Source organism: Pseudomonas petroselini (genome assembly GCF_045037875.1).
GTDB classification, from domain to species: Bacteria; Pseudomonadota; Gammaproteobacteria; order Pseudomonadales; family Pseudomonadaceae; genus Aquipseudomonas; species Aquipseudomonas petroselini.
Map to the genome: position 1 here is coordinate 6,559,002 of NZ_CP173614.1, position 25,740 is coordinate 6,584,741.

Below are 25,740 nucleotides of genomic sequence, written 5' to 3' on the forward strand. Positions count from 1 at the left end.
CGAATCAGCGCAGGTTGATGGTGGTGTTAACGCCATCATTGACCGTGTCGTCATCGAACCAACGGCTGGTGACGGTTTTGGTCTGGGTGTAGAACTGCACCACTTGCTTGCCGTACGGGCCGAGGTCGCCGAGCTTGGAACCACGGGAACCGGTGAAACTGAAGAACGGCACCGGCACCGGGATCGGGATATTGATGCCGACCTGGCCGACATCGATTTCGCTCTGGAACTTACGCGCCGCCGCACCGCTCTGGGTGAACAGGCCGGTGCCGTTGCCGAACGGGTTGGCGTTGACCAGCGCGATGGCCTCATCGAGGGTCGCCACTTCCAGCACCACCAGCACTGGGCCGAAGATTTCCTGGGTGTAGATCTGCATGGAGGGGGTCACGCCCGAGAACAGGGTCGGGCCGACAAAGTTGCCTTGCTCGAAGCCCGGCACCTTGATGTCGCGGCCGTCCAGCTCCAGCTTGGCGCCTTCTTTCACGCCGCTTTCGATCAGTTCCAGGATACGTGCCTTGGCGCGCTTGGAAATCACCGGGCCCACATCCGTGCCCGCTTCGCTGCCCGCGTTGACCTTGAGCTTTTGCGCCAGCGCCTTGAGGTCTGGCAGCCATTGCTTGGACGCGCCCACCAGCACCACCACCGAGGTGGCCATGCAACGTTGGCCCGCCGCGCCGAAACCGGCACCGACCAGGGCATTGAGGGTGTGTTCGCGGTTGGCATCCGGCAGCACCACCGCGTGGTTCTTGGCGCCCATCATCGATTGCACGCGCTTGCCGTGTTTGCCGGCCAGGTCATAGACGTGGGTGCCCACGGCGGTCGAGCCGACGAAGGACACGGCCTTGATGTCTTTGTGGGTGCACAGCGCATCCACCACGTCCTTGCCGCCGTGTACCACGTTGAGCACACCGGCCGGTACACCGGCTTCCAGCGCCAGCTCCACCAACAGCATGGTCGACAGCGGGTCCTGTTCGGACGGTTTGAGTACGAAGGTGTTACCGCAGGCAATCGCCATCGGGAACATCCACAGCGGAATCATCGCCGGGAAGTTGAACGGGGTGATACCGGCGCACACGCCGATGGGTTGGCGCAGCGTGTAGGTATCGACGCCACCGGCGACGTTTTCAGCGAATTCGCCCATTTGCAGGGTGCCGATGGAACAAGCGTGCTCCACCACTTCCAGGCCACGGAAAATATCGCCCTCGGCATCGGCAATGGTCTTGCCTTGCTCGTTGCTGAGCACCACGGCGATGCGCTTGGAATGTTCACGGATCAAGGCTTGCAGCTTAAGCATGATGCGCATGCGCGCGCCGATTGGCGTCAGCTTCCAGGTTTGGAAGGCGCGGTGGGCGGCGTCGATGGCGGCGTTGACTTCATCGGCGGTGGCGAACGGGACTTTGGCCAGCACCTCTTGGGTAGCCGGGTTGACGATGTCTTGCCACTCGGTGGTCTTGGACTCGACCCACTCGCCGTTGATCAGCAACTTGACCTGTTGCACGGAAATATCGGCAGATGCGTTCATGTGGTCTCCAATCTTATATTTATACAGAGACAAGGCGCGTAACCGCCTTGGGAAATGAGGCGTTCGGACTGTTTTTGGAGTATAGATGTGCAAATCTCTAATAAGAACGCACATAAATGCCGGACCAATATGCAAAAAAACATCACGTCGCTGGGCTCCCTGAACTGGGATGACCTGAAGTTTTTCCTCGAAGTGGCCCGCACCCGCAAGGCCAGCGTGGCCGCCAAGCGCCTGGCGGTGGACTACACCACCGTGTCGCGGCGCATCAGTTCACTGGAAGTGTCCCTCGGCACCCTGCTGTTCGAAAAATCCCGGACCAACGGTTTCGTCCTCACTCCTGAGGGCCAGCGTTTGCTGGGCTACGCCGAGTCCATCGAAAGCACCCTGCACATGGCCTGCGAACAAGTCTCCGGCTCCGGCGTGGCGCTGTCCGGCCACGTGCGCATGGGCTGCACCGAAGGGTTCGGCAGCTTCTTCGTCACCCCGCAATTGAGCCACTTCGTCGACACCTACCCGGCCATCTCGGTGGACATCCTGCCCCTGCCCCACTTCATCAGCCTGTCCAAGCGCGAAGCCGACATCGTCATCGCCCTGGAACGGCCGGAACACGGGCCCTATGTGTGCTGCAAATTGTGCGACTACAAACTGCAGCTGTACGCGACCCAGGAATACCTGGACCAACACCCGCCGATCCGCAAACCCACGGATTTGGCCGAACATCCGTTTATCAGCTACGTGGATGATTTGGCGTTCAGTTCAGAGCTGCTGTACCTGGCGAACGTGGTGCCCGGCGCCAGCGCCAGCCTGCGCAGTACCAGCGTGATCGCGCAGTACGTGGCGGCGCAGCAGGGGCGGTCGATGGCGATATTGCCGTGCTTTTTGGCGGCGCAGGATCCGCGGTTGCTGCCGGTGCTGGGGGAGCAGATTGCGATTACACGGCAGTTCTGGATGTATTGCAGGGAGGATTTGCGCAAGTTGAAGCGGATTACGTTGTTGTGGGATTACATAAGGGAGGTGACGGAGCAGAATCAGGGGTTGTTGATGGGTGAGACGCGGGAGATGCGGTTCGCGGATTAAAGTGCCATCAACGACGATTCGCTTTAAATTGCAGGACGTTTCCTAGAGACTCTCTACCCCATTGCGCCTTACCGTTTGGGTCACTAGCCTCCTGACTTCGCTGCTCATCAGCGATCGGGTTTAGCGACTCGGATTAGTTGGGATGTGATGCCAAAGTATTGCCAGGCTTTTTATCTGTCTTTACCGTTTATGGCGGCTGTACGCGGGAGACCTTCGGGTCTGCCGGGTTCCCAAATTTACCGGTTCGCTAACCCGTGTACAGCTGCCACCTCTTCATGTTTAGCGACATGCCGTGGTGACCCCTACTGTAAATTTGGGAACCATCATGTCAAAAATCGTCCCCGACCCACCGCTTTCCTCCATCACCACCCTCGGCGTAGCCACCTTCGGCGACTACGGCGAAAATCAAAAACCCTTGTTCCGCGTCAACTCCGGCATGCCGATTGAGGAAGCTTTGGAACACGCCTCCACCTTACTTTTTTACTCCAAGAAACTCGCGATGGAAGCCGCCATGGATGTGCGTGGCGAGCAATACGCATGGGCTGCGCATTACCTGTGTGAGATGGGCAAAGCCGTGGTAGATGACTTGACGCAGGCGATGACGCCGGGCCGTTAAGCGATACCGTTCGAATGTGGGAGGAGCCTTGCGCCTTCCCACATTTAAACCGCACCAGCCCCGGCAATTTGCGGATACCGCGCCCGAACTTCGCGCAGAAACTTACTCGCACTGGTCTTGAGCCATTCAATCAGCCGAGCGATATCCGGCTCTGACTGCCGCCCGCTACGACAAATGATGTAGTAGGCCGCCGGCGACATCATCACGGGGCTTTTCAACGCAACCAACGCACCGTCTTCCAATTGGTCAAACACCAACGCAGTCCTGCCCAGCGCGATCCCTGTGCCTTTCACTGCCAAACTGATCGCCAGGCTCGAATCCGGAAATCGCGGCCCATGGTGATAAGGCGGCGGCGCCAACCCCTGAAACGCAAACCAGCTTTCCCACCCTGGACATACCTGATCGTCCACCCGATGAATCAGCGGGTACCGAGCGACACCCTCCAGTGAAATATCCCCCTTCAACCGCAGAAACTCCGGTGAACAAACCGGGAACACCGCGTCACGCATCAGCAGCTCAACATGATGATCCGGGTAATCGCCGTACCCCATCACCACCGCGACATCGTATTGATGAGCTTCCAGGCGGGTGTTGTTCATGTCGGCGCTGGTCAGTACCAGATCAAGGTTGAACGAGGCCTCAGTGTGCGACCCATGCAGCCTGGGGATTAGCCACGTCGAACAGAGGGAAGACGTGCATGAGAGGTACAACGGTTGGGATTTACCGGGGTTGAGGGACTGCAGTACCCCATCCAGTGCATTGAAAAAGCCATCGGTAACCGGCAATAAGGCTTGCCCCGCTGCGGTCAGCTTGACGCCGCGTGAATGCCGCTCAAACAACTGCACGCCCCACCACTCCTCCAGGCCTGCAATTTGATGGCTAATGGCACTGGCGGTAAGGTTAAGCTCAGACGCCGCACGCGAAAAACTACCGGTTTGCGCAGCACTGACGAACGCTTGAAGCATCGGTGTGGGAGGCGGACGCTGAGCCATCAGGTGCTCACTTTGATCAAGATGATCCCGCTAACAATGACGAATGCCGACAGCATCCGTCGCCAACCGAACCGTTCATGAAAGAACAGCGCGGCAATAATGGCGCCGATAATAACACTGGTTTCCCGCAGCGCTGAGACCTTGGCCACCGCGTCCAGCGACAACGCAAACAACACCAATCCGTAGGACGCCAGGTAAAAAACACCACCTAATAGGCCGATTCGCCAATGCCCACGTATCGTTTGAGCCAAGGCCGAGCGTTCTTTGGAAAACGCCAGCAGTGGAATTGGAATACTCTGGAACACCGTCAGATAGATGATGTACTGCAGCACCGTCTCACTGGCTCTTACACCCTTGGCATCCACCACCGTGTAAGACGCAATAAACGCCCCGGCGCACACCGCCATCAGGATCGGCTTGAACCTCTGCGCCGTCATCCTGCGAACAAAGGTCAGGCTGATAATTCCCGCACAAATCATCAACACTCCGGTTAAGGCCTGGAATGACAACTCTTCATGCAGCAGAAAGTAGGAAAACAGCGCGACCAGTACCGGGGGTACCCCACGCATCACCGGGTAAACCTGACCGAAGTCACCGGTTTCGTAAGCGTTGATCAGAAATAACCGATAGACCGTATTGAGGACCACGGAGACGAAGATATAACCCCCCACCTCCAGGCTCGGCACACTGACAAGCGGCAGCGCCAGCAGGCATATCACCAGCGCAGTGCCATCCACCATCGCCAAGGTCATGAAGCGACTGCTACCGGCGCGGACTACGGCGTTCCAAGTGGCGTGCATAAAGGCAGAGATCAAGACCAGCGTGATCGCAATATCGGAGTTATCCATGGGGCTCGGCTTATGGCGGATAGTGGCGGCTGCACGTTATGTGCGTCGGGGCATCATTGTTTGCGTAACCACATCCGTAGCATGTAGCGATTTAGATCACTCAAGCACTCCGAATCATCAATCACGCCACGTGGCGTATTCGTATCGATAAAGTGCGTACGGGTATGGAGAAACTTATTATCGGCTGAAATAAGTATCTGCCCTGGCTCGAGCAACACTCGATGCTGAACCGATGACTGATCAAGAACGGTGTCCAGAAAGTTTAGTGCTTGGGATTGAGCCAATGTTAATGGCACTCCCGCCTTAAGGTGAGCTGACTCAATGTAGACGCGAAAGTATCTGATCAGCGGAATACCTTCATTGGAAAAGCTAAGGATGGGCGCTTTGAACAACTGTTCCTCATCTGACATGCCGCGATTTTCAAAAAAAAAGTCGCACTTAAGTTCTTCCAGTATTTCTGGAAATGTCATCAACTCCGCGTATACCGCACTTGCATCAATCAGAATGCTCTCACCTCCCAAAAGTGCTTTCTGTCCGCAAGCCAGGATCAGGTAATCGATAGGTAACGGGTCGCTCACTCCATCGTTATGTACATAGGCGCCTTGGCGGGTTTGATGGTATCTCGCACCTTCCTCAATGCTCTTAGCGCCTCTGTCATAAACCTCGATCACCTTATGACCGAGATGGTTCTGCACCATCGGCACACCGAGTAGAGAACCAAATGTCCATATCAGCGATTTGAAACTTTCAAGTTTGTCGACTTCAAAACCTTCAAGAATCAAGACATGGCTTTCGTGATCGATCATGGTTCGAATTCTATCTAGTTCCTCACTTAGGACGGGTAATTGTAGAGGACTGATGTGGGCGACCTTGTTATCGAATCGAATGCCCTGTCTTTCAGACTCGAACAACTCTCTTGCGCTCAACAGCTCATCAAAAGCAACGTTTGAAAGCCTAGCCTTAGAAAATTTCTGGCGGAAATCACTGACGTTTATGCTCATCGCAGTCCTTTACGGTGGTTAGTTGGAGCGGCCATTTAACTAAGCCCACCCTTTGCGAAAAAGCGAAACTTCGTCAGCCTAGCCATCAAGATTCGTCATGGCAGACTTTTCCTACAGGAAAAATGCTTGAAGGTTTTTGCTGAGATTCGGTGATGGGGCATCAACGCAGGCAATGACACCGGACCGTTAAGCCAACACCAATCAAAAGGTGGTGGGGCTTGCTCCCGATGGCGGTGTGACAGTCAGCTTATCGATCACTGACCCACTGGTATCGGGGGCAAACCCTAATGCCGGTCAGTTAAGAAGTCTTAAGAGCGCAAAGTAACCTGTGGCGAGGGAGCTTGCTCCCGCTGGACTGCGCAGCAGTCCCAGTCTTTTTAAACAAAGAGCTGGGGCCGCTTCGCAGCCCAGCGCGGGACAAGCCCGCTCACTACAATATTGTGTAGATACCTTTGCTGCGATGGCGGTGTGACAGTCAGCTTATCGATCACTGACCCACTGCTATCGGGAGCAAGCCCCCTCCCACCTTTTGATCGTATTTCAGATTGAAACGGGTGAAGCCGCTCAGTCCGACATCACCACTATCGACACCCGTCGATTCTCCGTGCGCCCCGCCGCGGTGTCATTGGACGCCACCGGCTCGCTGCTGCCCAAGCCGCGCAGTTGGATGTTTTCTTCCTTCATGCCCACACTCATCAACACCGTCGCCACACTTTTAGCGCGGCGCAGGGACAGTTGCTGGTTGTAGGTTTCCTTGCCCGACGCGTCGGTGTGACCGTCGATGCGGACGCGTTCAATCCCCACGCCCAGCAGGGCCTTGCCGATGCGCTGGACGATGTCGGTGCTGGGTTGGTTGAGCGCCTCGACATCGCTGCCAAACAGCACTTTGCCGGACAAGCCGAATGCCCAGCCTTCGTCGGTCAGTTCAAAGCCTTGCTGCTTGAGAACGGCGACTTGCGCCGGGGTCAGGCCTTTGGGTGGGGCCGTCTGGCAACCGCCGAGGGCGAGCAATGACACCAGCAGGGTGATAAACATGAAACGCGCGGTCGAGAACAAGGGATCAACTCCTGTGTTTAACGTTGACGACGGGGTTCTCCGACTCCGCCGTTTGCTGGCCGCCCGAGGACAAACGCTTGGCCTGGTACATCGCTGCGTCGGCAGCATTGAGTAAGGTGCCGGGGGTGGCGCCATGATCGGGGTAGATGGCAATGCCGATACTGAGAGAGGTCAATACCTGGGTGTTGCCGGGCACGGAGATCGGCACGTCCATGCTGGCGATGATCTTGTCGGCGATGCGCTCGGCGTCTTCGACCTTGTGCAACGGCGCCAGCAGTATGGCGAACTCGTCGCCGCCCAGGCGCGCCACCAGGTCGTCTTCGCGCAATTGCGCGCGCACACGCTCGGCGACGGCCACGAGGACGGCATCACCGGCGGCGTGGCCAAAGCTGTCATTGATCTCTTTGAAGCGGTCGCTGTCGAGGTACAGCACTGCCACTTGTTCCTTGGCCTTGGCTGCGCTGCGCAGGGCGCGGATCAAACGGCCTTCGAAGAAGGCGCGGTTGGGCAGGCCGGTGAGGCTGTCGTGGTTGGCCTGGTGGGCGAGGGATTCGTTTTCGCTTTGCAGGTGGCTTTGCCAGGCTTCCATCTCGCCGAGCAAGGCGTTGAAGTCACTGCCCAGGCTGTCGAGTTCGGCGATTTTTGCCGGCGGTACGCGGCGGTCGAAGTCGCGTTCGCTGCGGGCGGCGTGGGCCACGGCGGCGAGGCTTTGCAGCGGGCCGGTGATGCCGCGCAACAAGCGTCGCGCCAGGTGCAGGGCAATCCACGCGCTGAGGGCGGTGCAGATGAAGATCCCGGCCAGGCCGCTGAGCAGGAAGCGCAGCAGGCTACCGCCGTGGCCGATGAGATGGATGCTGCCGATGGTTCGCCCTTGGTGAAGGATCGGCTGGCTGATGGGTTGTTCGAGCAGCGTATGCGCCAGCTCCAGTTCCACACGCGAGAGAAGGCCGGTATCCGGGCGTATCCACTGCGCCAGCAACTTACCATTGGCATCGAAGACTTCGGCCTGGGCCACCTCTTCGGTGGAGGCAATCAGGCTGAGGGCTTCGGTGGCTGCGGCGCTGTCGTTGAACACCACCGCCGCTTCCACGGTGTAGTTGATGGAGCGCGCGATCAGGTGCAGGTTGTGTTCGGCATACACCCGCAGCGCCAACACACCGAGCAGGGTCAGGGACACGCTGGCCAGGGTCACGGCCAACAGCGCCAGGATCAGGTGCCCTCGGCCGATGACCGAGCGCAGCGTCGGTCGCACCTTGGCGCCGCTCATTGCGCGGGCGCTCGGCGACGGGACAGTTGCAACACGCTGGGGTGAATGCGCACGCCGCTGCGGGCCACGGAGTCCAGGTTGACTTCGAAAGACACCTGTTGATCCCCCACCCGCAAGCAGAACAGGCTGCCCACGGTGCACTGGTCGCCGCCTTCGCTGATGCTGAGCACCGGGTGGCCGATCAATGCGGCGAACAGTTGGCTGCGCTCATCCGCGGAGAGTTTGCCGATGTACACCGCATCGCACGCGGTGACGATATCGGGATGGCTGGCCAGCAGGCGCTGCACCACGACCGGACGGCCGGTGGCCTGGGTAGTGCCTTTGATCAGGTCGTCGGTGTACTGGGTCGGGCCGACGATACACAGGCGCAATTGCGCCGGCTCGACTGGCCAGCGGGCATAACTGAGGATGCCAAGCACCACTTGGGTGACCGCCTGGGCGCGCTGGTCTGCAAGGTCTGCGGGATCGGGCGCCTGGGCGAAGGCGTGCGGCGCGAGCACACACAGGATTGCCAGCAGCAGGCGTCTCCAGCTCAAACTTCGCTCTGTGGGCGAGACGGCCACGTTCATGCAGCGATACTCTCAGGTGTTTTCGGGGTGATGCCGCAACGATAGCACAGCGTCGGATATTTCTGACTCCTGACCCAACTCCAGCATCAACCCACTCAAGCGCTTGACCTTGCGCCGCACGGCCTCTTCAAACACGCCGCCCCGGGGTTCGATCAGGCTGAACCAGCGTTTGGCACGGGTGATGCCGGTGTAGATCAACTCTTTGGTGAGCACCGGGTTCAGCGCATCCGGCAGGATCAGCGCCGTGTGGGTGAACTCCGAGCCCTGGGATTTGTGCACGGTCATGGCGTACACGGTTTCCACATCATTCAGACGGCTGGGCAGCACAAAACGCACGCCGCCCTGGCCATCGTTACGTGGGAACGCTACGCGCAGCACTGGGGGGCCGCCGTCGCTTTCGGGCAGTTTCAGCGCGATGCCGATGTCACCGTTCATCAAACCCAGGCCGTAATCGTTGCGGGTCATCAGCACCGGGCGCCCTTCGTACCATTGCTCGTCGCCTTCGATCAGGCGCACCTTGCGCAGGGCGGCGGTGATGCGCAGGTTGAGGCCTTCAACGCCCCAAGGGCCCTTGCGTACCGCGCAGAGCAGTTGGAAAGCATCGAAGGCTTGCAGCAGTTGTTGCGCCCAGTGGGTCCAGGCGGTGTCTTCGCGCGGGGTGGCGGCAGATGGCCGGGCGCTTTGCAACAGATTGAGGTAATAGCGATAGCCCTCGGCACCGTCACCCTGTCCGTCCAGTACCAGACGCTCCAGGGCGTAATCGTGTTCGCCTTTGAGGCTGACGCAAAACAGATCATCGTGACTACGCGCTGCCAGCAGCTTGCGGGCTTCTTCAGCGTTTTGCTGGTTGACCCAGCGCGCCAGTTGGCCGATGCCACTGCCTTCGCCGAAACGGCGTGAGTAACGCAGCATCACCACTTGCTGGGCCAGGGGATGGGTACCGTCGAGGTCTTCCTGCAAGCCACTGGCACTGAGGTCTTCGCCACTGACGGCTTGCAACCATTGGCGGGTCTCGGCGCTGTAGAAGCCGGCTTCGGCATCACGGCACAAATCACCGAGTACGGCGCCCGCTTCTACCGACGCCAGTTGATCCTTGTCGCCCAGTAATACCAGGCGAGCATGGGGTGGCAAGGCGTCGAGCAGGTTGGCCATCATTTCCAGGTCGATCATCGAGGCTTCATCCACGACCAACACATCCAGAGGCAACGGGTTACCGATGTGGTGACGGAAATGCCGCGTGCCTGGGCGACTGCCCAGCAGCCGGTGGACGGTGGTGACCTGAGTCGGGATTTTTTCCTTCACGTTGTCCGGCACTTTCAGCGACAGCACTTGCTGGCTGATGGACTCGGTGAGGCGTGCGGCAGCCTTGCCGGTGGGCGCGGCCAGGCGAATGCGCAACGGGCTGCCGGTTTCGACAGCCGGCGCCTGTAACAGCGCGAGCAGGCGCACCACGGTGGTGGTCTTGCCGGTGCCGGGGCCACCGGTGACGATGCTGAATGCACCGCGAGTGGCCAGGGCGCAGGCGAGCTTTTGCCAGTCGATTACGCCGTCAGGCGGCGGTTGGTCGAACAGGCTGTCCAGGCGCTGCGGCAAATCGGCGGCGACACTTTCCTGGGTGGCGAGCCGCAGGCGCAAGGCGGTGTCGATGCGCCGCTCGTAGGTCCAGTAACGGCGCAGGTACAGGCGTTTGCCGGACAGCACCAAGGGGCGACTTTGGGCGGATTCGCTACCATCGACTGCCAACGCGACCAAGTGGCTGGCAGCCAGCTCATGGCACCAGTGGGCGCCGTCCAGGCCTTCCAGCAACTGCGACGGCAGCAGCATGGCACCGGTTTGCAGGTCGCCTTCAGGCGGCAACGACAGGGCAAAGTCCGGCGCCTTGAGGGTTTCGAACAGGTCGAGGCAGACGTGGCCATGGCCCAATTGATGGCTGGTCAGTGCGGCCGCCAGCAGTACCAGCGGGTCAGCGTGCGGGTCAAGCTCGTGCAGGAAGCCGACGAAGGCTTTGTCCAGGGCGCGCAACCAACCGCGATCGACCCAACGCTCCAGCAGTTGCACCAGGTCGGCGGCGCGACTGAGCGGCATCAACGCCTCCAGCGGTAACGGCGACAGGCTCATAACAGCACTCCTTGTTCCCAGGCGGGCTCAACCTTGGGCGGGAGGGTCTTGCCCTGGAACAGCAGGTCCAGGCCTTCGATCAGGTCCCGTGGCGGCCGGGTGAAATACGCACCCTGGCTCGCGGACCGGGTTCCGCGCAGGAACAGATACAGCGCACCGCCGACATGGCGGTCGTAGTCGTAGTCCGGCAGGCGCGCCTTGAGTTGGCGGTGCAGGGCCAGCAGGTAAAGCACGTATTGCAGGTCGTACCGATGTTCGAGGATCGACTGTTCCATGGCGTCCTGGGTGTAGGCCGAATCGTCGGGGCCGAGCCAGTTGGATTTGTAATCCGCTACGTAATAGCGGCCGTCATGTTCAAAGGTCAAGTCGATAAAGCCCTTGAACATACCGTTGAGCAGCACGGGTTCGGCGGCAACGCGGGACACGCCGCTGTGGGTGTACTGGCACACCAGTTTATCGAGGGCGAGTACGTCGACTTTGTGGCTGGCGAACCAGAACTCCATTTCGATCTGGTACTGCTGCAAACCGTTGAGGGAAACGTGACCGTTATGCACCGGCAATGGCGTTTGCAACAGGTGGCCGAGCCAACCGCTGAGGGTGATGATCCAGCCTTCCCAGTTACGACGATTGCAGCGGGCGCCCACGGCCTTTTCGATGGCCTCGGGTGTGACGTTGAAGCCCTCCTCCCCTGCCCACTCGAGCAGACCGTGAAGGAAAGTCCCTGGGTTAGGACCGCGTGGGAAACGGTGGATGTCGCCGCCGGACGCCGCCACTTCGCGGGGGGCATCGGGGTCGAGGCGCTCGTCATCGAACAGCTTCTGGGCCTGGGGGCTTTCCGGCGCTTCGAGCGTGGCGGCACTCATGCTGTCGCCGATACGCAAGGCGCTGTAGGAGGCAATCCACCAGTTTTCCGCGGCCTTGCGCTTGGGCAGCAAGGGCGCCCGCAGTGTGGCTTCGTTGCGGGGTGGGTGGAAGACGATGGGTTGCGCTTCGGGCACCTGGGCATAGTCGATGGCAGGGCAACCTGCTTGCAGGTCCAACAGCCAGCGCGCCAGACCGGCAGACTCCCCCAGCGAAGCACCAGCGCCGAGCAGATAGCCCAACGCCGACAGGTGCAACACGGAGCTATTGCTGTTGCCACGCTTGAGGTCAGCGATGCCCAGCCAGCATGCATGCTTGGCGCGGGTCAGGGCGACATACAACAGGCGCAGGTCTTCGGCCAGGCGCTCGTTGTCGGCCTGGGCGATCAACTCGGGCGTAGGGCGCAGGCTGACGTGGGATTTGCCGTGTTCATCGTGGTAGTGCAGCGGCAAGCGGCTGCCGTCGACCGGTTTGGCCGAGCAGATGAAAGGCAGGAAAACCAGGTCGTACTCCAGGCCTTTCGACTTGTGGATCGTCACCACCTTGACCAATTGCTCATCACTTTCCAGGCGCAGGATTTGTTCTTCACCCGCCTGGCCGGAGAGTGCCAGGTGTTCCGCCAGGTGTCGGATCAGTGCCTGTTCGCCGTCCAGTTCCGAGGCTGCCTGTTGCAGCAATTCGCTGAGGTGCAGCAGGTTGGTCAGCACCCGTTCGCCATCACTGCGGGCGATCAGGGTTTGCGGCAGTTTGAAGTCGTGCAGCAGGCGGCGCAGCATCGGCAGCACGCCTTGGGTACGCCAGATCGCGCGGTAGCCACGGAACTGCATGACACGGCTTTCCCACGCGAGCTCATCCTGGTTCAGACGCTCCAGTTCCGGCAACGACAGGTTCAGCGTGACGCAGGCCAAGGCGGCGCGCAGCGGGCGCTCGACATCCGGCTCGGCGCAGGCCTTGAGCCAGGCGAGCAGGTCGTGGGCTTCCTGGGCGGCGAAGACTGAGTCCTTATCGGAGAGGTAGACGCTGCGTACGCCACGGGCTGCCAGTTCGGTGCGCACGGCTTGGGCTTCCTTGCCGTCGCGAACGAGAATGGCGATGTCTGACGGAAGCACACCGGTGAAGCTCACGTCCGGCCGTAGGAAACCGGCGGTACCTTGCTGCCCGCCGTTGAGCAATTCAACAATGTGCGTGGCACAGGCGGCCGCCAATTGCTGACGATAAACCGCATTGGACACTGGCTGGTCGGTAGGTAAGTGCCAGAGGTTCATGGCCGGCAGCGTTTGCCCATTAACCTGCAATTGTTCCTTGCGGCCCTGGGACAGCACCGAGTGGAAAGGCACAGGGTTTTCACCGTTGGGTTCGCGGAACAGGAACGCACCGCGACCTGTTTCTGCACGCTGGAATACGTGATTTACCGCCTCGACCATCGCATGGCTGGAGCGGAAGTTGGTGCCCAATGTGTGGTGGCGACCGGTAGTGGATTGGCGGGCGCGCAGGTAGGTGTAGATGTCGGCGCCACGGAAGGCGTAGATCGCTTGCTTGGGATCGCCGATCAGGAACAGCCCGCTGTCGAGGTGGTTTTCTTCGATGCGGTAGATGCTGTCGAAGATGCTGTATTGCACCGGGTCGGTGTCCTGGAATTCATCGATCAAGGCCACCGGAAACTGCTCGCGGATCACACTGGCCAAGCGTTCACCGCCGTCGGCTTGCAGGGCGGCGTTGAGGCGGATGAGCATGTCGTCGAACCCCATCTCGGCGCGGCGACGTTTTTCGTCCTCGAAGCGTTTGCCCACCCAGCCGGCGGCGTGTTGCAACACGGCGGCGTCGGGGGTCGGCAGCGCATCAAGGGCGGCCTTGAGGCCGGCCATGGCGTCGATACCGGGATGCTGCGGCGGTTCGCCCTTCCAGGCTTCGGCCATACCATCGGGCGTGAGACGGGTGAAACCGGTGCCGATGTCCAGTTGCTCAAGGGTTTCGTCAGCGGCCCAGGCGCTGATCTTTTCGAACCAGGGCTCGAAGTAACGGGCTTGCATCTTGCGGCCGTCGACGGTTTTTGCGGCCACGGCTTGCAGGCAGATATCGCGCAGTTCGGCGGCCCATTGTTGCCAGGGGGCCTTGAGCGTTTGCAGTGCTTCGCGGCGTTCCTGCAGGCACGCGTTGATCAGCTCGGCGGGCTCGCGGGTTTCACCCGTCGGCCGTTCGCTGCCAAATAGCGCACGTACTCGCGGCATTAACGCGGCGGGGCCGCCCCAGTTGCTGCGCACCCAGTTGAGGGCGTCGTCGTGCATCGGGTAGCAGAACAGCCGCCAGTAATCGCGCAACACTTCGCCGAGCAGGTCGCTATGGTCGGTTTCCAGGGTCTGGGTGAACAGGCTGCCGCTGTCGAAGGCATGTTCGCGCAGCATGCGCTGGCACCAACTGTGGATCGTCGAGACAGCGGCTTCATCCATCCACTGGGCGGCGATGTCCAGTCGGTTGGCGCAGGCAGGCCATTGTTCGGGTGGGTACTCGGCGCGCAGATCGGCGATCAGGGCATCGGGCTGTTCGATTTCTTCGCGAAAAAAGCGTGCGGCTTCGGCCAGGCGGATGCGGATGCGTTCGCGCAGCTCCTTGGTGGCGGCGTCGGTGAAGGTCACCACCAGGATTTGCGGCGGCAGCAATTCACGGCCGAAGCCTGCTTCGTCGCCACCGTGGCCGAGGACCAGGCGCAGGTAGAGGGCGGAGATAGTGAACGTCTTGCCGGTACCCGCGCTGGCTTCGATCAGCTGACTGCCTTTGAGCGGGAAGGCCAGGGCCAAGGGTTTACGGGTCATGCGCCGTCCTCGCCGGTGAGTGATCGCCATGGTGCGTTGAGCAAGGGGCGATACAGGGTTTCGCACCAACCTTCAAACTCTTCGCTGGCGATCAGTGTGGCGTAGTCGGGGAATTGCCGGGTGAGCGCCGAGGTTTCGCGACGCTCGCCATGGTTGGTCAGGCCATCGCCTTCGTAGGTTTTACTGGCGGCGGCTTCGGCCTTGACTGGGTCGGTTTGGCTGAGCCACGCGAAGGCGGTTTTCACGGCAACGGGTAGCGGTTTGCTCATTCCGGTATGCCAGGCCAGCAGCAGGTTGCAGAGGATTTCCCGGGCATTGGATGTATCCAGTGGTGGCAGGAGCAGGGTGTCGTCGCTGGCCACCAAGCCCGTGCTTAACGGCAGGCCGCAGGCGCAGGCAACCACGTGATTGACCCAGGGGCGAATCAGGCGATGCCACTTGCGGGTCTTGATCGAGCCGATGCTGTTGGGAATGGTGGTGACGCTGAGCAACCCGCCATCACTGCGCCGATGCAATCCGCTGATCCAGCCTTCCAATTGAACGTCATGATGCTCAAAACTGACGGGTTCGGCGCCGGGGTGCGGGGTGGGCCAAAGGGCCAGTAATTGCTGGTAGCGTCGCAGCAGGTCGGGCAAGGGCTCGATCAGTTCGTTACGCAGGCATTCGCCAAAACCGACCATCGGCAACAGGCCACTGCCTTGCAGACGCAGGGCCTGGGCATTCAGCGCCTGGTCGAGGTGATCGGGTTGGGTGAGTGCAGCACTGAGCAGGCTGTCGCTCAGGCTGTAGCGTTGCAGTGCGTCGAGAACGAAGGGCTCTTCGTCGGCCAGCGGGACTTCGGCGGCCTCGAAGAATACTTTCAGGCGTTGGCTGAAGAAGTGTTTGACCGGGTTGCGCAGGAAGTCTTGGAGCTGGCCGAGGCTCAGGGGCTCTTCCTGTTGGTGGGGAGCCAGGTCGTGTTCGGTTGGGAGGGCATCGGACGCTTCGTGGAGCAACTGCCATTCGCGCGCGTAGCTGAACAGCGCATCGCCCTCATGGAAATAGCGGGCGCTGAACGGTTGCAGCGGATGCTCTTGTGTCATGGCATCTATCAGTGGCTCGTCGCTGTTTGCGTGGTGCCAGCCACTGGCGAGATGGTCACGCAGTTGACCGATCAGTACCGAGGCCGGGCGGTCACTGTTGTCGCGGATGCTACGGCCGACCCAACTGATGTAAAGCTGGTCACGGGCTGAAAGCAGGGCTTCGAGCAGCAGGTAGCGGTCGTCTTCACGGCGTGAGCGGTCGCCGGGGCGGTAGTCGCTGCCCATCAGGTCGAAGTCCAGCGGTGGTTGCGCGCGCGGGTAATCACCGTCGTTCATGCCGAGCAGGCAGACGAGCTTGAAGGGGATCGCACGCATGGGCATCAGGGTACAGAAATTGACAGCGCCGGCGAGGAAGCGCTGGGACAGGCGCCCTTGGTCGAGGCCGGCCAGCCAGGCTTCACGGACTACAGTGAGGGGTAACTCGTCCTGCAGACCTACGGACTCGCAGGTTTCCAGCCAGGTTTCTCTGAGTTGTTCGAGTTGGCCCAGCAGGTAATCGTCGTGTTCGCTGCTGGGTAGGAAGAACAGTTGCATCAGGCGTTGCAGACGCTCACCCCACACCCTCGGAGGTGCGGGTTGGGACAGGGCTTGGTGGGCGTCGTTGAGTGCGTCGAGCAAGGCGACCAATGGGCCGATCAGGGCGGCGTCCAGACCACCTATTTCGTCGTAGGGCTCGATGCCGTCACACGCGGCGCCGGTGCCTACGGCGTAACCGAGCAGCATACGGCGCAGGCCGAAACGCCAGCTGTTTTGCTCCAGCTCCGTTGGCAGGCCTAGGCCGGCACGTTGTTCGGCGTTGAGCCCCCAGCGGATGCCGGCACCTTCTATCCAGCGGTGCAACGTGGGCAGGTCGCGTTCCTTGATGGCAAAGCGTTCGCGTAGGGCCGGAACATCAAGCAGGTCGAGGATCTCGCTGACGGGGAAGCGGCTGTCGGGGAGTTTCAGCAGGTGTTCGACGGCGATGAGCAGAGGGTCGCGGCCACGTTGGCCTTGGTCGGTCAGGGTGAACGGGATGAAGCGCGGGTCATTGCGCTCGAGCTGGCCAAACACGGCGCGGATGTGCGGCGCGTAACTATCGACGTCGGGAACCATGACGATGATGTCCCGGGGGCGCAGCGCGGGGTCCGCACTGAAGCGTTGGAGCAGTTGATCGTGGAGGATTTCCACTTCGCGTTGGGCGCTGTGGGCGATGTGGAAGCGGATTGAGGTATCGCGGTCCAGGTCGACGGCAGGCCAAAGCTCGCGGGTTTCGTTGAGTGGGCGCAGTTCGAGGATGTCGTCCTGGAGCTGGTTGAGCAGTGTGGTGGGCTCGCTGTCGCTGAACAGGTCGATACGACCATCGCGGAAGGCAGCGCGGTAGCTGTTGGGGTCGTCGTAGCTGTCCAGCAGGCTGATGTAGTCGCGGCCCTGTTTACCCCAGGCAGCCAGCAGCGGGTGGGCGTGCTGGTGCAGGGTTTGTGGGTCGATGGGGACCGGCATGCCACTCTTACGCGCTTGGCGTTTGTATTCGTTACGCAGCAGGTCTTTGTCGGCGACGATGTCTGACCAATGGTGGCGACAGGGGTTGTGCACGCAGAGTAAAACTTGGCTGAATCGTGCGAGACCGGCAAGGGCTTCGAGTGCCTGCGCAGGTAACGAGGAGATGCCAAAAACGATGACTCGGGATGGCAGGCCTGGGGGCGCGTGCTCGAGCGTGTTTATGCGCTCAATAAAGCGCTGGTGAACGCCTGCACGACTTTCGGCCATGCCTTCTTCACCTACATCCAACAGCAGCGCACGCCACAGCTCGGCTTGCCAGCAGTTGGCAGTGTTGAGCGGTTTGGATTCGCCTCGGCCATTGCGCAGTTGGTGACGGCCGGCAGCCCAGTCTTCCAGCCAATCGGCACGGTAAACCTGGTATTGGTCGAACAAATCAGCCAGGCGCTCGGCGAGTTGATAGCGTTTTCGCAGATCAGTGTCGTGGGTGAGGAAACGCTGCAGCGGCTCGAAGTGCGGCTGATCGATAAGCTCCGGGAGCAGGCGCATCAGGCGCCAGGTCAGTGGGGCTTTATCGAGCAGGGACTTGGGGGGGATTTCATCACGGCCCAGGACCATGCGGTACAGCTGCCACATGAAGCTGCCGGGCAGTTGCACGTCGATTGCTGCGGCGATTCCACAACCGCCCATATCATCATCTTCAGGATCTTCAGCCAAAGCCAGCTTGAGCCACTGCGCGATGCCGTTGCTCTGCACCAAGGCGATTTCGTTTTCCAGGGGAGCCAGTGGGTAGCGGCGCATCCAACTGACCACCAGGCTGCGCAGTTCGTCCAGGCGGTTGCCGTGAACCACCATGAATCCAGCACTGAGGGACGTCGCGTCCGGCATAACGGCTTCCTTGGGAAAAGCAAAAATCGAAGGTGCGACTTTAGCACTGTGGGCAGTTATTGGCGGAATTGAGATGTGTTAGACATTTTCGACCGCCCAAAACAAAACCCCATCTGCTTTCGCAAATGGGGTTTCGGAATTTAATCTTGACGATGACCTACTCTCACATGGGGAAACCCCACACTACCATCGGCGATGCATCGTTTCACTACTGAGTTCGGGATGGGATCAGGTGGTTCCAATGCTCTATGGTCGTCAAGAAATTCGGGTACTGAGTCGTGGCCAGCTGGCCTCGCTTCAGCAAATTGGGTATGTGACAGCTTTCGGTGTTTTGTGAGCGTCGAACTTTCGGTTCATTTCGTCTTCACACACCGCAATCTGATGCTCGTTAGAGTAATCAAATTGCTTGGGTGTTATATGGTCAAGCCTCACGGGCAATTAGTATTGGTTAGCTCAACGCCTCACAGCGCTTACACACCCAACCTATCAACGTCGTAGTCTTCGACGGCCCTTCAGGGAACTCAAGGTTCCAGTGAGATCTCATCTTGAGGCTAGTTTCCCGCTTAGATGCTTTCAGCGGTTATCTATTCCGAACATAGCTACCCGGCAATGCCACTGGCGTGACAACCGGAACACCAGAGGTTCGTCCACTCCGGTCCTCTCGTACTAGGAGCAGCCCCTCTCAAATCTCAAACGTCCACGGCAGATAGGGACCGAACTGTCTCACGACGTTCTAAACCCAGCTCGCGTACCACTTTAAATGGCGAACAGCCATACCCTTGGGACCGGCTTCAGCCCCAGGATGTGATGAGCCGACATCGAGGTGCCAAACACCGCCGTCGATATGAACTCTTGGGCGGTATCAGCCTGTTATCCCCGGAGTACCTTTTATCCGTTGAGCGATGGCCCTTCCATACAGAACCACCGGATCACTAAGACCTACTTTCGTACCTGCTCGACGTGTCTGTCTCGCAGTCAAGCGCGCTTTTGCCTTTATACTCTACGACCGATTTCCGACCGGTCTGAGCGCACCTTCGTACTCCTCCGTTACTCTTTAGGAGGAGACCGCCCCAGTCAAACTACCCACCATACACTGTCCTCGATCCGGATAACGGACCTGAGTTAGAACCTCAAAGTTGCCAGGGTGGTATTTCAAGGTTGGCTCCACGCAGACTGGCGTCCACGCTTCAAAGCCTCCCACCTATCCTACACAAGCAAATTCAAAGTCCAGTGCAAAGCTATAGTAAAGGTTCACGGGGTCTTTCCGTCTAGCCGCGGATACACTGCATCTTCACAGCGATTTCAATTTCACTGAGTCTCGGGTGGAGACAGCGCCGCCATCGTTACGCCATTCGTGCAGGTCGGAACTTACCCGACAAGGAATTTCGCTACCTTAGGACCGTTATAGTTACGGCCGCCGTTTACCGGGGCTTCGATCAAGAGCTTCGCGTTAGCTAACCCCATCAATTAACCTTCCGGCACCGGGCAGGCGTCACACCCTATACGTCCACTTTCGTGTTTGCAGAGTGCTGTGTTTTTAATAAACAGTCGCAGCGGCCTGGTATCTTCGACCGGCATGAGCTTACGGAGCAAGTCCTTCACCCTCACCGGCGCACCTTCTCCCGAAGTTACGGTGCCATTTTGCCTAGTTCCTTCACCCGAGTTCTCTCAAGCGCCTTGGTATTCTCTACCCAACCACCTGTGTCGGTTTGGGGTACGGTTCCTGGTTACCTGAAGCTTAGAAGCTTTTCTTGGAAGCATGGCATCAACCACTTCGTTAACTAAAAGTTAACTCGTCATCAGCTCTCGGCCTTAAGATCCCGGATTTACCTAAGATCTCAGCCTACCACCTTAAACTTGGACAACCAACGCCAAGCTGGCCTAGCCTTCTCCGTCCCTCCATCGCAATAACCAGAAGTACAGGAATATTAACCTGTTTTCCATCGACTACGCTTTTCAGCCTCGCCTTAGGGACCGACTAACCCTGCGTCGATTAACGTTGCGCAGGAAACCTTGGTCTTTCGGCGTGGGTGTTTTTCACACCCATTGTCGTTACTCATGTCAGCATTCGCACTTCTGATACCTCCAGCAAGCTTCTCAACTCACCTTCACAGGCTTACAGAACGCTCCTCTACCGCATCACTTACGTGATACCCGTAGCTTCGGTGTATGGTTTGAGCCCCGTTACATCTTCCGCGCAGGCCGACTCGACTAGTGAGCTATTACGCTTTCTTTAAAGGGTGGCTGCTTCTAAGCCAACCTCCTAGCTGTCTAAGCCTTCCCACATCGTTTCCCACTTAACCATAACTTTGGGACCTTAGCTGACGGTCTGGGTTGTTTCCCTTTTCACGACGGACGTTAGCACCCGCCGTGTGTCTCCCATGCTCGGCACTTGTAGGTATTCGGAGTTTGCATCGGTTTGGTAAGTCGGGATGACCCCCTAGCCGAAACAGTGCTCTACCCCCTACAGTGATACATGAGGCGCTACCTAAATAGCTTTCGAGGAGAACCAGCTATCTCCGAGCTTGATTAGCCTTTCACTCCGATCCACAGGTCATCCGCTAACTTTTCAACGGTAGTCGGTTCGGTCCTCCAGTTAGTGTTACCCAACCTTCAACCTGCCCATGGATAGATCGCCCGGTTTCGGGTCTATTCCCAGCGACTAGACGCCCTATTAAGACTCGCTTTCGCTACGCCTCCCCTATTCGGTTAAGCTCGCCACTGAAAATAAGTCGCTGACCCATTATACAAAAGGTACGCAGTCACCCAACAAAGTGGGCTCCCACTGCTTGTACGCATACGGTTTCAGGATCTATTTCACTCCCCTCTCCGGGGTTCTTTTCGCCTTTCCCTCACGGTACTAGTTCACTATCGGTCAGTCAGTAGTATTTAGCCTTGGAGGATGGTCCCCCCATATTCAGACAAAGTTTCTCGTGCTCCGTCCTACTCGATTTCATGACTAAGAGATTTTCGCGTACAGGGCTATCACCCACTATGGCCGCACTTTCCAGAGCGTTCCGCTAATCTCAAAGCCACTTAAGGGCTAGTCCCCGTTCGCTCGCCACTACTAAGGGAATCTCGGTTGATTTCTTTTCCTCAGGGTACTTAGATGTTTCAGTTCCCCTGGTTCGCCTCTTAAGCCTATGTATTCAGCTTAAGATAACCATCTTATGATGGCTGGGTTCCCCCATTCAGACATCTCCGGATCAAAGTCTGTTTGCCGACTCCCCGAAGCTTTTCGCAGGCTACCACGTCTTTCATCGCCTCTGACTGCCAAGGCATCCACCGTATGCGCTTCTTCACTTGACCATATAACCCCAAGCAATCTGGTTATACTGTGAAGACAACATTCGCCGAAAATTCGAATTTCTCAATTAAGAGAACTCACAAATTTTACCTTAGCCTGATCCGTTACCAGTGAAAGTAACGTTCAGTCTATCTTTCTATCACATACCCAAATTTTTAAAGAACGATCTAATCAAAGACTAGAAATCAACATTCATCACCGTCTGCGTGGAATGCTCATTTCTAAGCTTTCAAAACTTTCAGAAGCAGTAGTGGTGGAGCCAAACGGGATCGAACCGTTGACCTCCTGCGTGCAAGGCAGGCGCTCTCCCAGCTGAGCTATGGCCCCGTATTTCTACAGGCGTTTCCCACACAAAATTGGTGGGTCTGGGCAGATTCGAACTGCCGACCTCACCCTTATCAGGGGTGCGCTCTAACCAACTGAGCTACAGACCCAATTTCGGGCTGCTTCTTATCGTCTTCTTCAATGAATCAAGCAATTCGTGTGGGAACTTATGGAGCAGCTGATGTCGTCGATTAAGGAGGTGATCCAGCCGCAGGTTCCCCTACGGCTACCTTGTTACGACTTCACCCCAGTCATGAATCACACCGTGGTAACCGTCCTCCCGAAGGTTAGACTAGCTACTTCTGGTGCAACCCACTCCCATGGTGTGACGGGCGGTGTGTACAAGGCCCGGGAACGTATTCACCGCGACATTCTGATTCGCGATTACTAGCGATTCCGACTTCACGCAGTCGAGTTGCAGACTGCGATCCGGACTACGATCGGTTTTATGGGATTAGCTCCACCTCGCGGCTTGGCAACCCTCTGTACCGACCATTGTAGCACGTGTGTAGCCCAGGCCGTAAGGGCCATGATGACTTGACGTCATCCCCACCTTCCTCCGGTTTGTCACCGGCAGTCTCCTTAGAGTGCCCACCATTACGTGCTGGTAACTAAGGACAAGGGTTGCGCTCGTTACGGGACTTAACCCAACATCTCACGACACGAGCTGACGACAGCCATGCAGCACCTGTCTCAATGTTCCCGAAGGCACCAATCTATCTCTAGAAAGTTCATTGGATGTCAAGGCCTGGTAAGGTTCTTCGCGTTGCTTCGAATTAAACCACATGCTCCACCGCTTGTGCGGGCCCCCGTCAATTCATTTGAGTTTTAACCTTGCGGCCGTACTCCCCAGGCGGTCAACTTAATGCGTTAGCTGCGCCACTAAGAGCTCAAGGCTCCCAACGGCTAGTTGACATCGTTTACGGCGTGGACTACCAGGGTATCTAATCCTGTTTGCTCCCCACGCTTTCGCACCTCAGTGTCAGTATCAGTCCAGGTGGTCGCCTTCGCCACTGGTGTTCCTTCCTATATCTACGCATTTCACCGCTACACAGGAAATTCCACCACCCTCTACCATACTCTAGTCAGTCAGTTTTGAATGCAGTTCCCAGGTTGAGCCCGGGGATTTCACATCCAACTTAACAAACCACCTACGCGCGCTTTACGCCCAGTAATTCCGATTAACGCTTGCACCCTCTGTATTACCGCGGCTGCTGGCACAGAGTTAGCCGGTGCTTATTCTGTCGGTAACGTCAAAACAATCACGTATTAGGTAACTGCCCTTCCTCCCAACTTAAAGTGCTTTACAATCCGAAGACCTTCTTCACACACGCGGCATGGCTGGATCAGGCTTTCGCCCATTGTCCAATATTCCCCACTGCTGCCTCCCGTAGGAGTCTGGACCGTGTCTCAGTTCCAGTGTGACTGATCATCCTCTCAGACCAGTTACGGATCGTCGCCTTGGTGAGCCATTACCTCACCAACTAGCTAATCCGACCTAGGCTCATCTGATAGCGCAAGGCCCGAAGGTCCCCTGCTTTCTCCCGTAGGACGTATGCGGTATTAGCGTCCGTTTCCGAACGTTATCCCCCACTACCAGGCAGATTCCTAGGCATTACTCACCCGTCCGCCGCTCTCAAGAGAAGCAAGCTTCTCTCTACCGCTCGACTTGCATGTGTTAGGCCTGCCGCCAGCGTTCAATCTGAGCCATGATCAAACTCTTCAGTTCAAACATCTTTGGGTTTTTAAGAAACCCTAAACTTGGCTCAGCAATCGTTGGTTACATCTTTGATTTCTCGCGGAGTAACTTGTGATGCTGATAATCTTGTTGACTATCAGTCTGACTCCACAAGCACCCACACGAATTGCTTGATTCAGTTGTTAAAGAGCGGTTGGTTAAGATCTTTCGTCTCAACCGAGGCGCGCATTCTACAGCAGCCTCATTTGCTGTCAAGTGATTATTTTCAGAAGTTTTCGAAGATTTCTTCAACAACTTCAACCACTTGCGCTTCCGATCTCTCGTTAGCGGGAGGCGAATTCTACAGCGTTACACGCTGCTGTCAACACCTCTTTTTCTCCGCTTTCGACCGAGAAGATCGAAACGTTAATAGAGCCAAACAACACTGCTCTACCAACTCCTTCTGGGCCTCGATGAACTGAAGCAACTCGCTGTCGAATTCTGCGTAACTCTTTGTTTACCAAGGAGTTTTCCGTTTCGACTGCGCCGGAAGTGGGGCGAATTATAGACTTCCAGAATCTGCCGTCAACCCTTAATTACGCTTTTGTTGCAGAAGGTGGTTTTTTCGCGATAAGTCGCGGAATCCGCCGCATCACCGGGGGTATCCGCAATACCAGAAGCAGCGCACCTATAGATGCATAGATAGCCCACTCCTTGAGATCAGCCCGCACTATCCACAACATATGCAGCAAGCCGAGCCCCAGAACGACATACACGAGACGATGCAGCTTTTTCCAACGGCTGCCCAATCGGCGCTGACTGTAACGATTAGAGGTCACCGCCAATACCAACAACAACAGGAAACCCAGCGCCCCGACAATAATGTAAGGCCGCTTGCGCAACTCCACACCCAGCTGCGACCAGTCCAACCCAAGCACAAACACACAATAAGCAGCCAGGTGCAGCACAACATAGGCGAAGCACCACAATCCCAATTGCCGGCGCACCGCTATCCACCCCGCCCAACCACTAAGCTTCTGCAGTGGCGTCATTGCCAGGGTGATCAGTAACAGAATCAATGTGCCGAGCCCCAGCCGATCTACCAGCACCTTGCCCGGATCCGGCCCGAGGACAGCACTCCATGCTTCATAGAGCCAGAACAGCGGCCATACCGCCGCAGCTATAAAAACGCCAACGCGCCAGATCGGGTAACGCATCAGTAGTTCTTCCGCAGATCGAGACCGGTATAAAGAGCAGCCACCTCATCCGAGTAACCATTGAACATCTGCGTCTCACGTACATTAGGACTAAACAGGCCACTCGGCAGACGACGCTCCCGCGCCTGAGTCCAACGAGGGTGATCGACCGTCGGGTTCACATTCGCGTAGAACCCGTACTCATCCGCGGCAATGCTTTGCCAGGTAGTTTTCGGTTGCTCACTCACGAGGCTGATCCGCACAATGGATTTCACGCTCTTGAAGCCATACTTCCACGGCACGACCAAGCGCAGCGGCGCACCGTTCTGGTTAGGCAATTCGCGCCCATACATACCCACCGCCAGAATCGCCAGGGGATTCATCGCCTCATCCAGACGCAAGCCTTCTATATAAGGCCAGTCGATCAAGCCAAAACTCGAGCGCTGCCCCGGCATGCTCTTTGGGTCCTGGAGGGTTTCAAAACGGATGTACTTGGCTTTGGACGTCGGCTCAACCTGCTTGAGCAACGCAGAGATAGGAAAACCGATCCAGGGAATCACCATGGACCACGCCTCGACGCAGCGTAGACGGTAGATCCGCTCTTCCAACTGATAAGGTTTCATGAAGTCTTCCAGAGCATAGCGGCCTGGCTTCGCAACCTCACCATCAATAACCACACTCCAAGGCTCGGTCTTGAGTGAGCCCGCATTCGCTGCCGGGTCGCCCTTGTCGGTACCGAACTCATAGAAGTTGTTGTAGTGCGTTGCGTCCTTGAAGGGCGTGATCGCCTCATCCTTCACCGTGATGGCCTGCCATTTTGTGCCTGGCAGCTTCTCGGCAAACCAGGCCGGCGCCCTGCCCGCCTCGACATCGGCATAACGCGAGGCCTCGTCCGCACTGGCCCAACGCGGCAAGCTGCTGGCAGCAATGCCGGCGAGCGCACCACCGAGCAAGCTACGGCGAGAGAGATAGAAGGATTCAGGCGTGACATCCGACTCGTGGCAATCGGACGCTTTGGGCAATTTGATTAACATGGCAACTCCGCAGCATTG

Annotated in this window: 14 protein-coding genes, 2 tRNA genes and 3 rRNA genes; 2 read left to right on the top strand and 17 right to left on the bottom strand. The window is 58.1% G+C overall.

The features are described 5' to 3' along the window. Positions 1-4: 4 nt before the first annotated feature. The gene (locus ACI512_RS30390; protein WP_015885874.1) at positions 5-1,522 is read right to left on the bottom strand and encodes a CoA-acylating methylmalonate-semialdehyde dehydrogenase; all 1,518 of its coding nucleotides are present in this window, start codon (positions 1,520-1,522) and stop codon (positions 5-7) included. 129 nt (positions 1,523-1,651) lie between these two features. Here ACI512_RS30390 and ACI512_RS30395 point away from each other — a divergent pair, with 129 nt between their 5' ends. Both ACI512_RS30395 and ACI512_RS30400 read left to right on the top strand, forming a co-directional pair. Further along, complete coding sequence (locus ACI512_RS30395; RefSeq protein ID WP_064055211.1) at positions 1,652-2,599, top strand: LysR family transcriptional regulator; 948 nt, start codon at positions 1,652-1,654, stop codon at positions 2,597-2,599. Positions 2,600-2,924: 325 nt separating this feature from the next. After that, on the top strand, positions 2,925-3,215 hold the full coding sequence (locus ACI512_RS30400; RefSeq protein WP_043205893.1) for a DUF3077 domain-containing protein: 291 nt from the start codon (positions 2,925-2,927) through the stop codon (positions 3,213-3,215). A gap of 44 nt (positions 3,216-3,259) precedes the next feature. On the opposite strand, the gene ACI512_RS30405 is transcribed toward ACI512_RS30400, so the two are convergent. The 16 genes from ACI512_RS30405 to msrP all read right to left on the bottom strand — a co-directional run bounded on the left by ACI512_RS30405 (position 3,260) and on the right by msrP (position 25,722). Further along, positions 3,260-4,207, bottom strand: a complete 948-nt coding sequence (locus ACI512_RS30405; RefSeq protein ID WP_015885877.1) for a LysR substrate-binding domain-containing protein — start codon at positions 4,205-4,207, stop codon at positions 3,260-3,262. Then, the gene (locus tag ACI512_RS30410) at positions 4,207-5,055 is read right to left on the bottom strand and encodes an EamA family transporter (RefSeq protein WP_236382042.1); all 849 of its coding nucleotides are present in this window, start codon (positions 5,053-5,055) and stop codon (positions 4,207-4,209) included. Before ACI512_RS30410 ends, ACI512_RS30405 begins: the two co-directional genes overlap by 1 nt. Positions 5,056-5,108: 53 nt before the next feature. Further along, on the bottom strand, positions 5,109-6,056 hold the full coding sequence (locus ACI512_RS30415; protein WP_236382040.1) for a TauD/TfdA family dioxygenase: 948 nt from the start codon (positions 6,054-6,056) through the stop codon (positions 5,109-5,111). A 564-nt stretch (positions 6,057-6,620) separates the two neighbouring features. Beyond that, positions 6,621-7,112 carry an OmpA family protein gene (locus tag ACI512_RS30420; protein ID WP_015885880.1) on the bottom strand — a complete coding sequence of 164 codons (492 nt, stop codon included), beginning with the start codon at positions 7,110-7,112 and terminating at the stop codon, positions 6,621-6,623. A gap of 4 nt (positions 7,113-7,116) precedes the next feature. After that, positions 7,117-8,379, bottom strand: coding sequence for a diguanylate cyclase domain-containing protein (locus ACI512_RS30425; RefSeq protein WP_236382038.1), 1,263 nt, complete (start codon positions 8,377-8,379; stop codon positions 7,117-7,119). Further along, positions 8,376-8,948 (bottom strand): YfiR family protein, encoded by a 573-nt coding sequence (locus ACI512_RS30430; RefSeq protein ID WP_236382030.1) that lies wholly within the window; start codon positions 8,946-8,948, stop codon positions 8,376-8,378. Before ACI512_RS30430 ends, ACI512_RS30425 begins: the two co-directional genes overlap by 4 nt. A 12-nt stretch (positions 8,949-8,960) precedes the next feature. Then, on the bottom strand, positions 8,961-11,066 hold the full coding sequence (recD, locus tag ACI512_RS30435; RefSeq protein WP_236382028.1) for an exodeoxyribonuclease V subunit alpha: 2,106 nt from the start codon (positions 11,064-11,066) through the stop codon (positions 8,961-8,963). Beyond that, on the bottom strand, positions 11,063-14,737 hold the full coding sequence (gene recB, locus ACI512_RS30440) for an exodeoxyribonuclease V subunit beta (RefSeq protein ID WP_236382026.1): 3,675 nt from the start codon (positions 14,735-14,737) through the stop codon (positions 11,063-11,065). The genes recD and recB overlap by 4 nt, the downstream gene beginning before the upstream one ends. Then, positions 14,734-18,183 (bottom strand): exodeoxyribonuclease V subunit gamma, encoded by a 3,450-nt coding sequence (gene recC, locus ACI512_RS30445; protein ID WP_236382024.1) that lies wholly within the window; start codon positions 18,181-18,183, stop codon positions 14,734-14,736. The genes recB and recC overlap by 4 nt, the downstream gene beginning before the upstream one ends. A gap of 144 nt (positions 18,184-18,327) precedes the next feature. Beyond that, positions 18,328-18,443, bottom strand: a 5S ribosomal RNA gene (gene rrf, locus ACI512_RS30450). 157 nt (positions 18,444-18,600) lie between these two features. Continuing rightward, positions 18,601-21,492, bottom strand: a 23S ribosomal RNA gene (locus ACI512_RS30455). Positions 21,493-21,741: 249 nt separating this feature from the next. Continuing rightward, a tRNA-Ala gene (locus tag ACI512_RS30460) sits at positions 21,742-21,817 on the bottom strand. 30 nt (positions 21,818-21,847) lie between these two features. Beyond that, a tRNA-Ile gene (locus ACI512_RS30465) sits at positions 21,848-21,924 on the bottom strand. Positions 21,925-22,006: 82 nt separating this feature from the next. Further along, positions 22,007-23,543, bottom strand: a 16S ribosomal RNA gene (locus tag ACI512_RS30470). The 16S, 23S and 5S rRNA genes sit together here with 2 tRNA genes alongside, the layout of an rRNA operon. A gap of 545 nt (positions 23,544-24,088) precedes the next feature. After that, positions 24,089-24,709, bottom strand: coding sequence for a protein-methionine-sulfoxide reductase heme-binding subunit MsrQ (gene msrQ / locus ACI512_RS30475; protein WP_405121479.1), 621 nt, complete (start codon positions 24,707-24,709; stop codon positions 24,089-24,091). Further along, complete coding sequence (gene msrP / locus ACI512_RS30480; protein ID WP_015885887.1) at positions 24,709-25,722, bottom strand: protein-methionine-sulfoxide reductase catalytic subunit MsrP; 1,014 nt, start codon at positions 25,720-25,722, stop codon at positions 24,709-24,711. The genes msrQ and msrP overlap by 1 nt, the downstream gene beginning before the upstream one ends. Positions 25,723-25,740 lie beyond the last annotated feature (18 nt).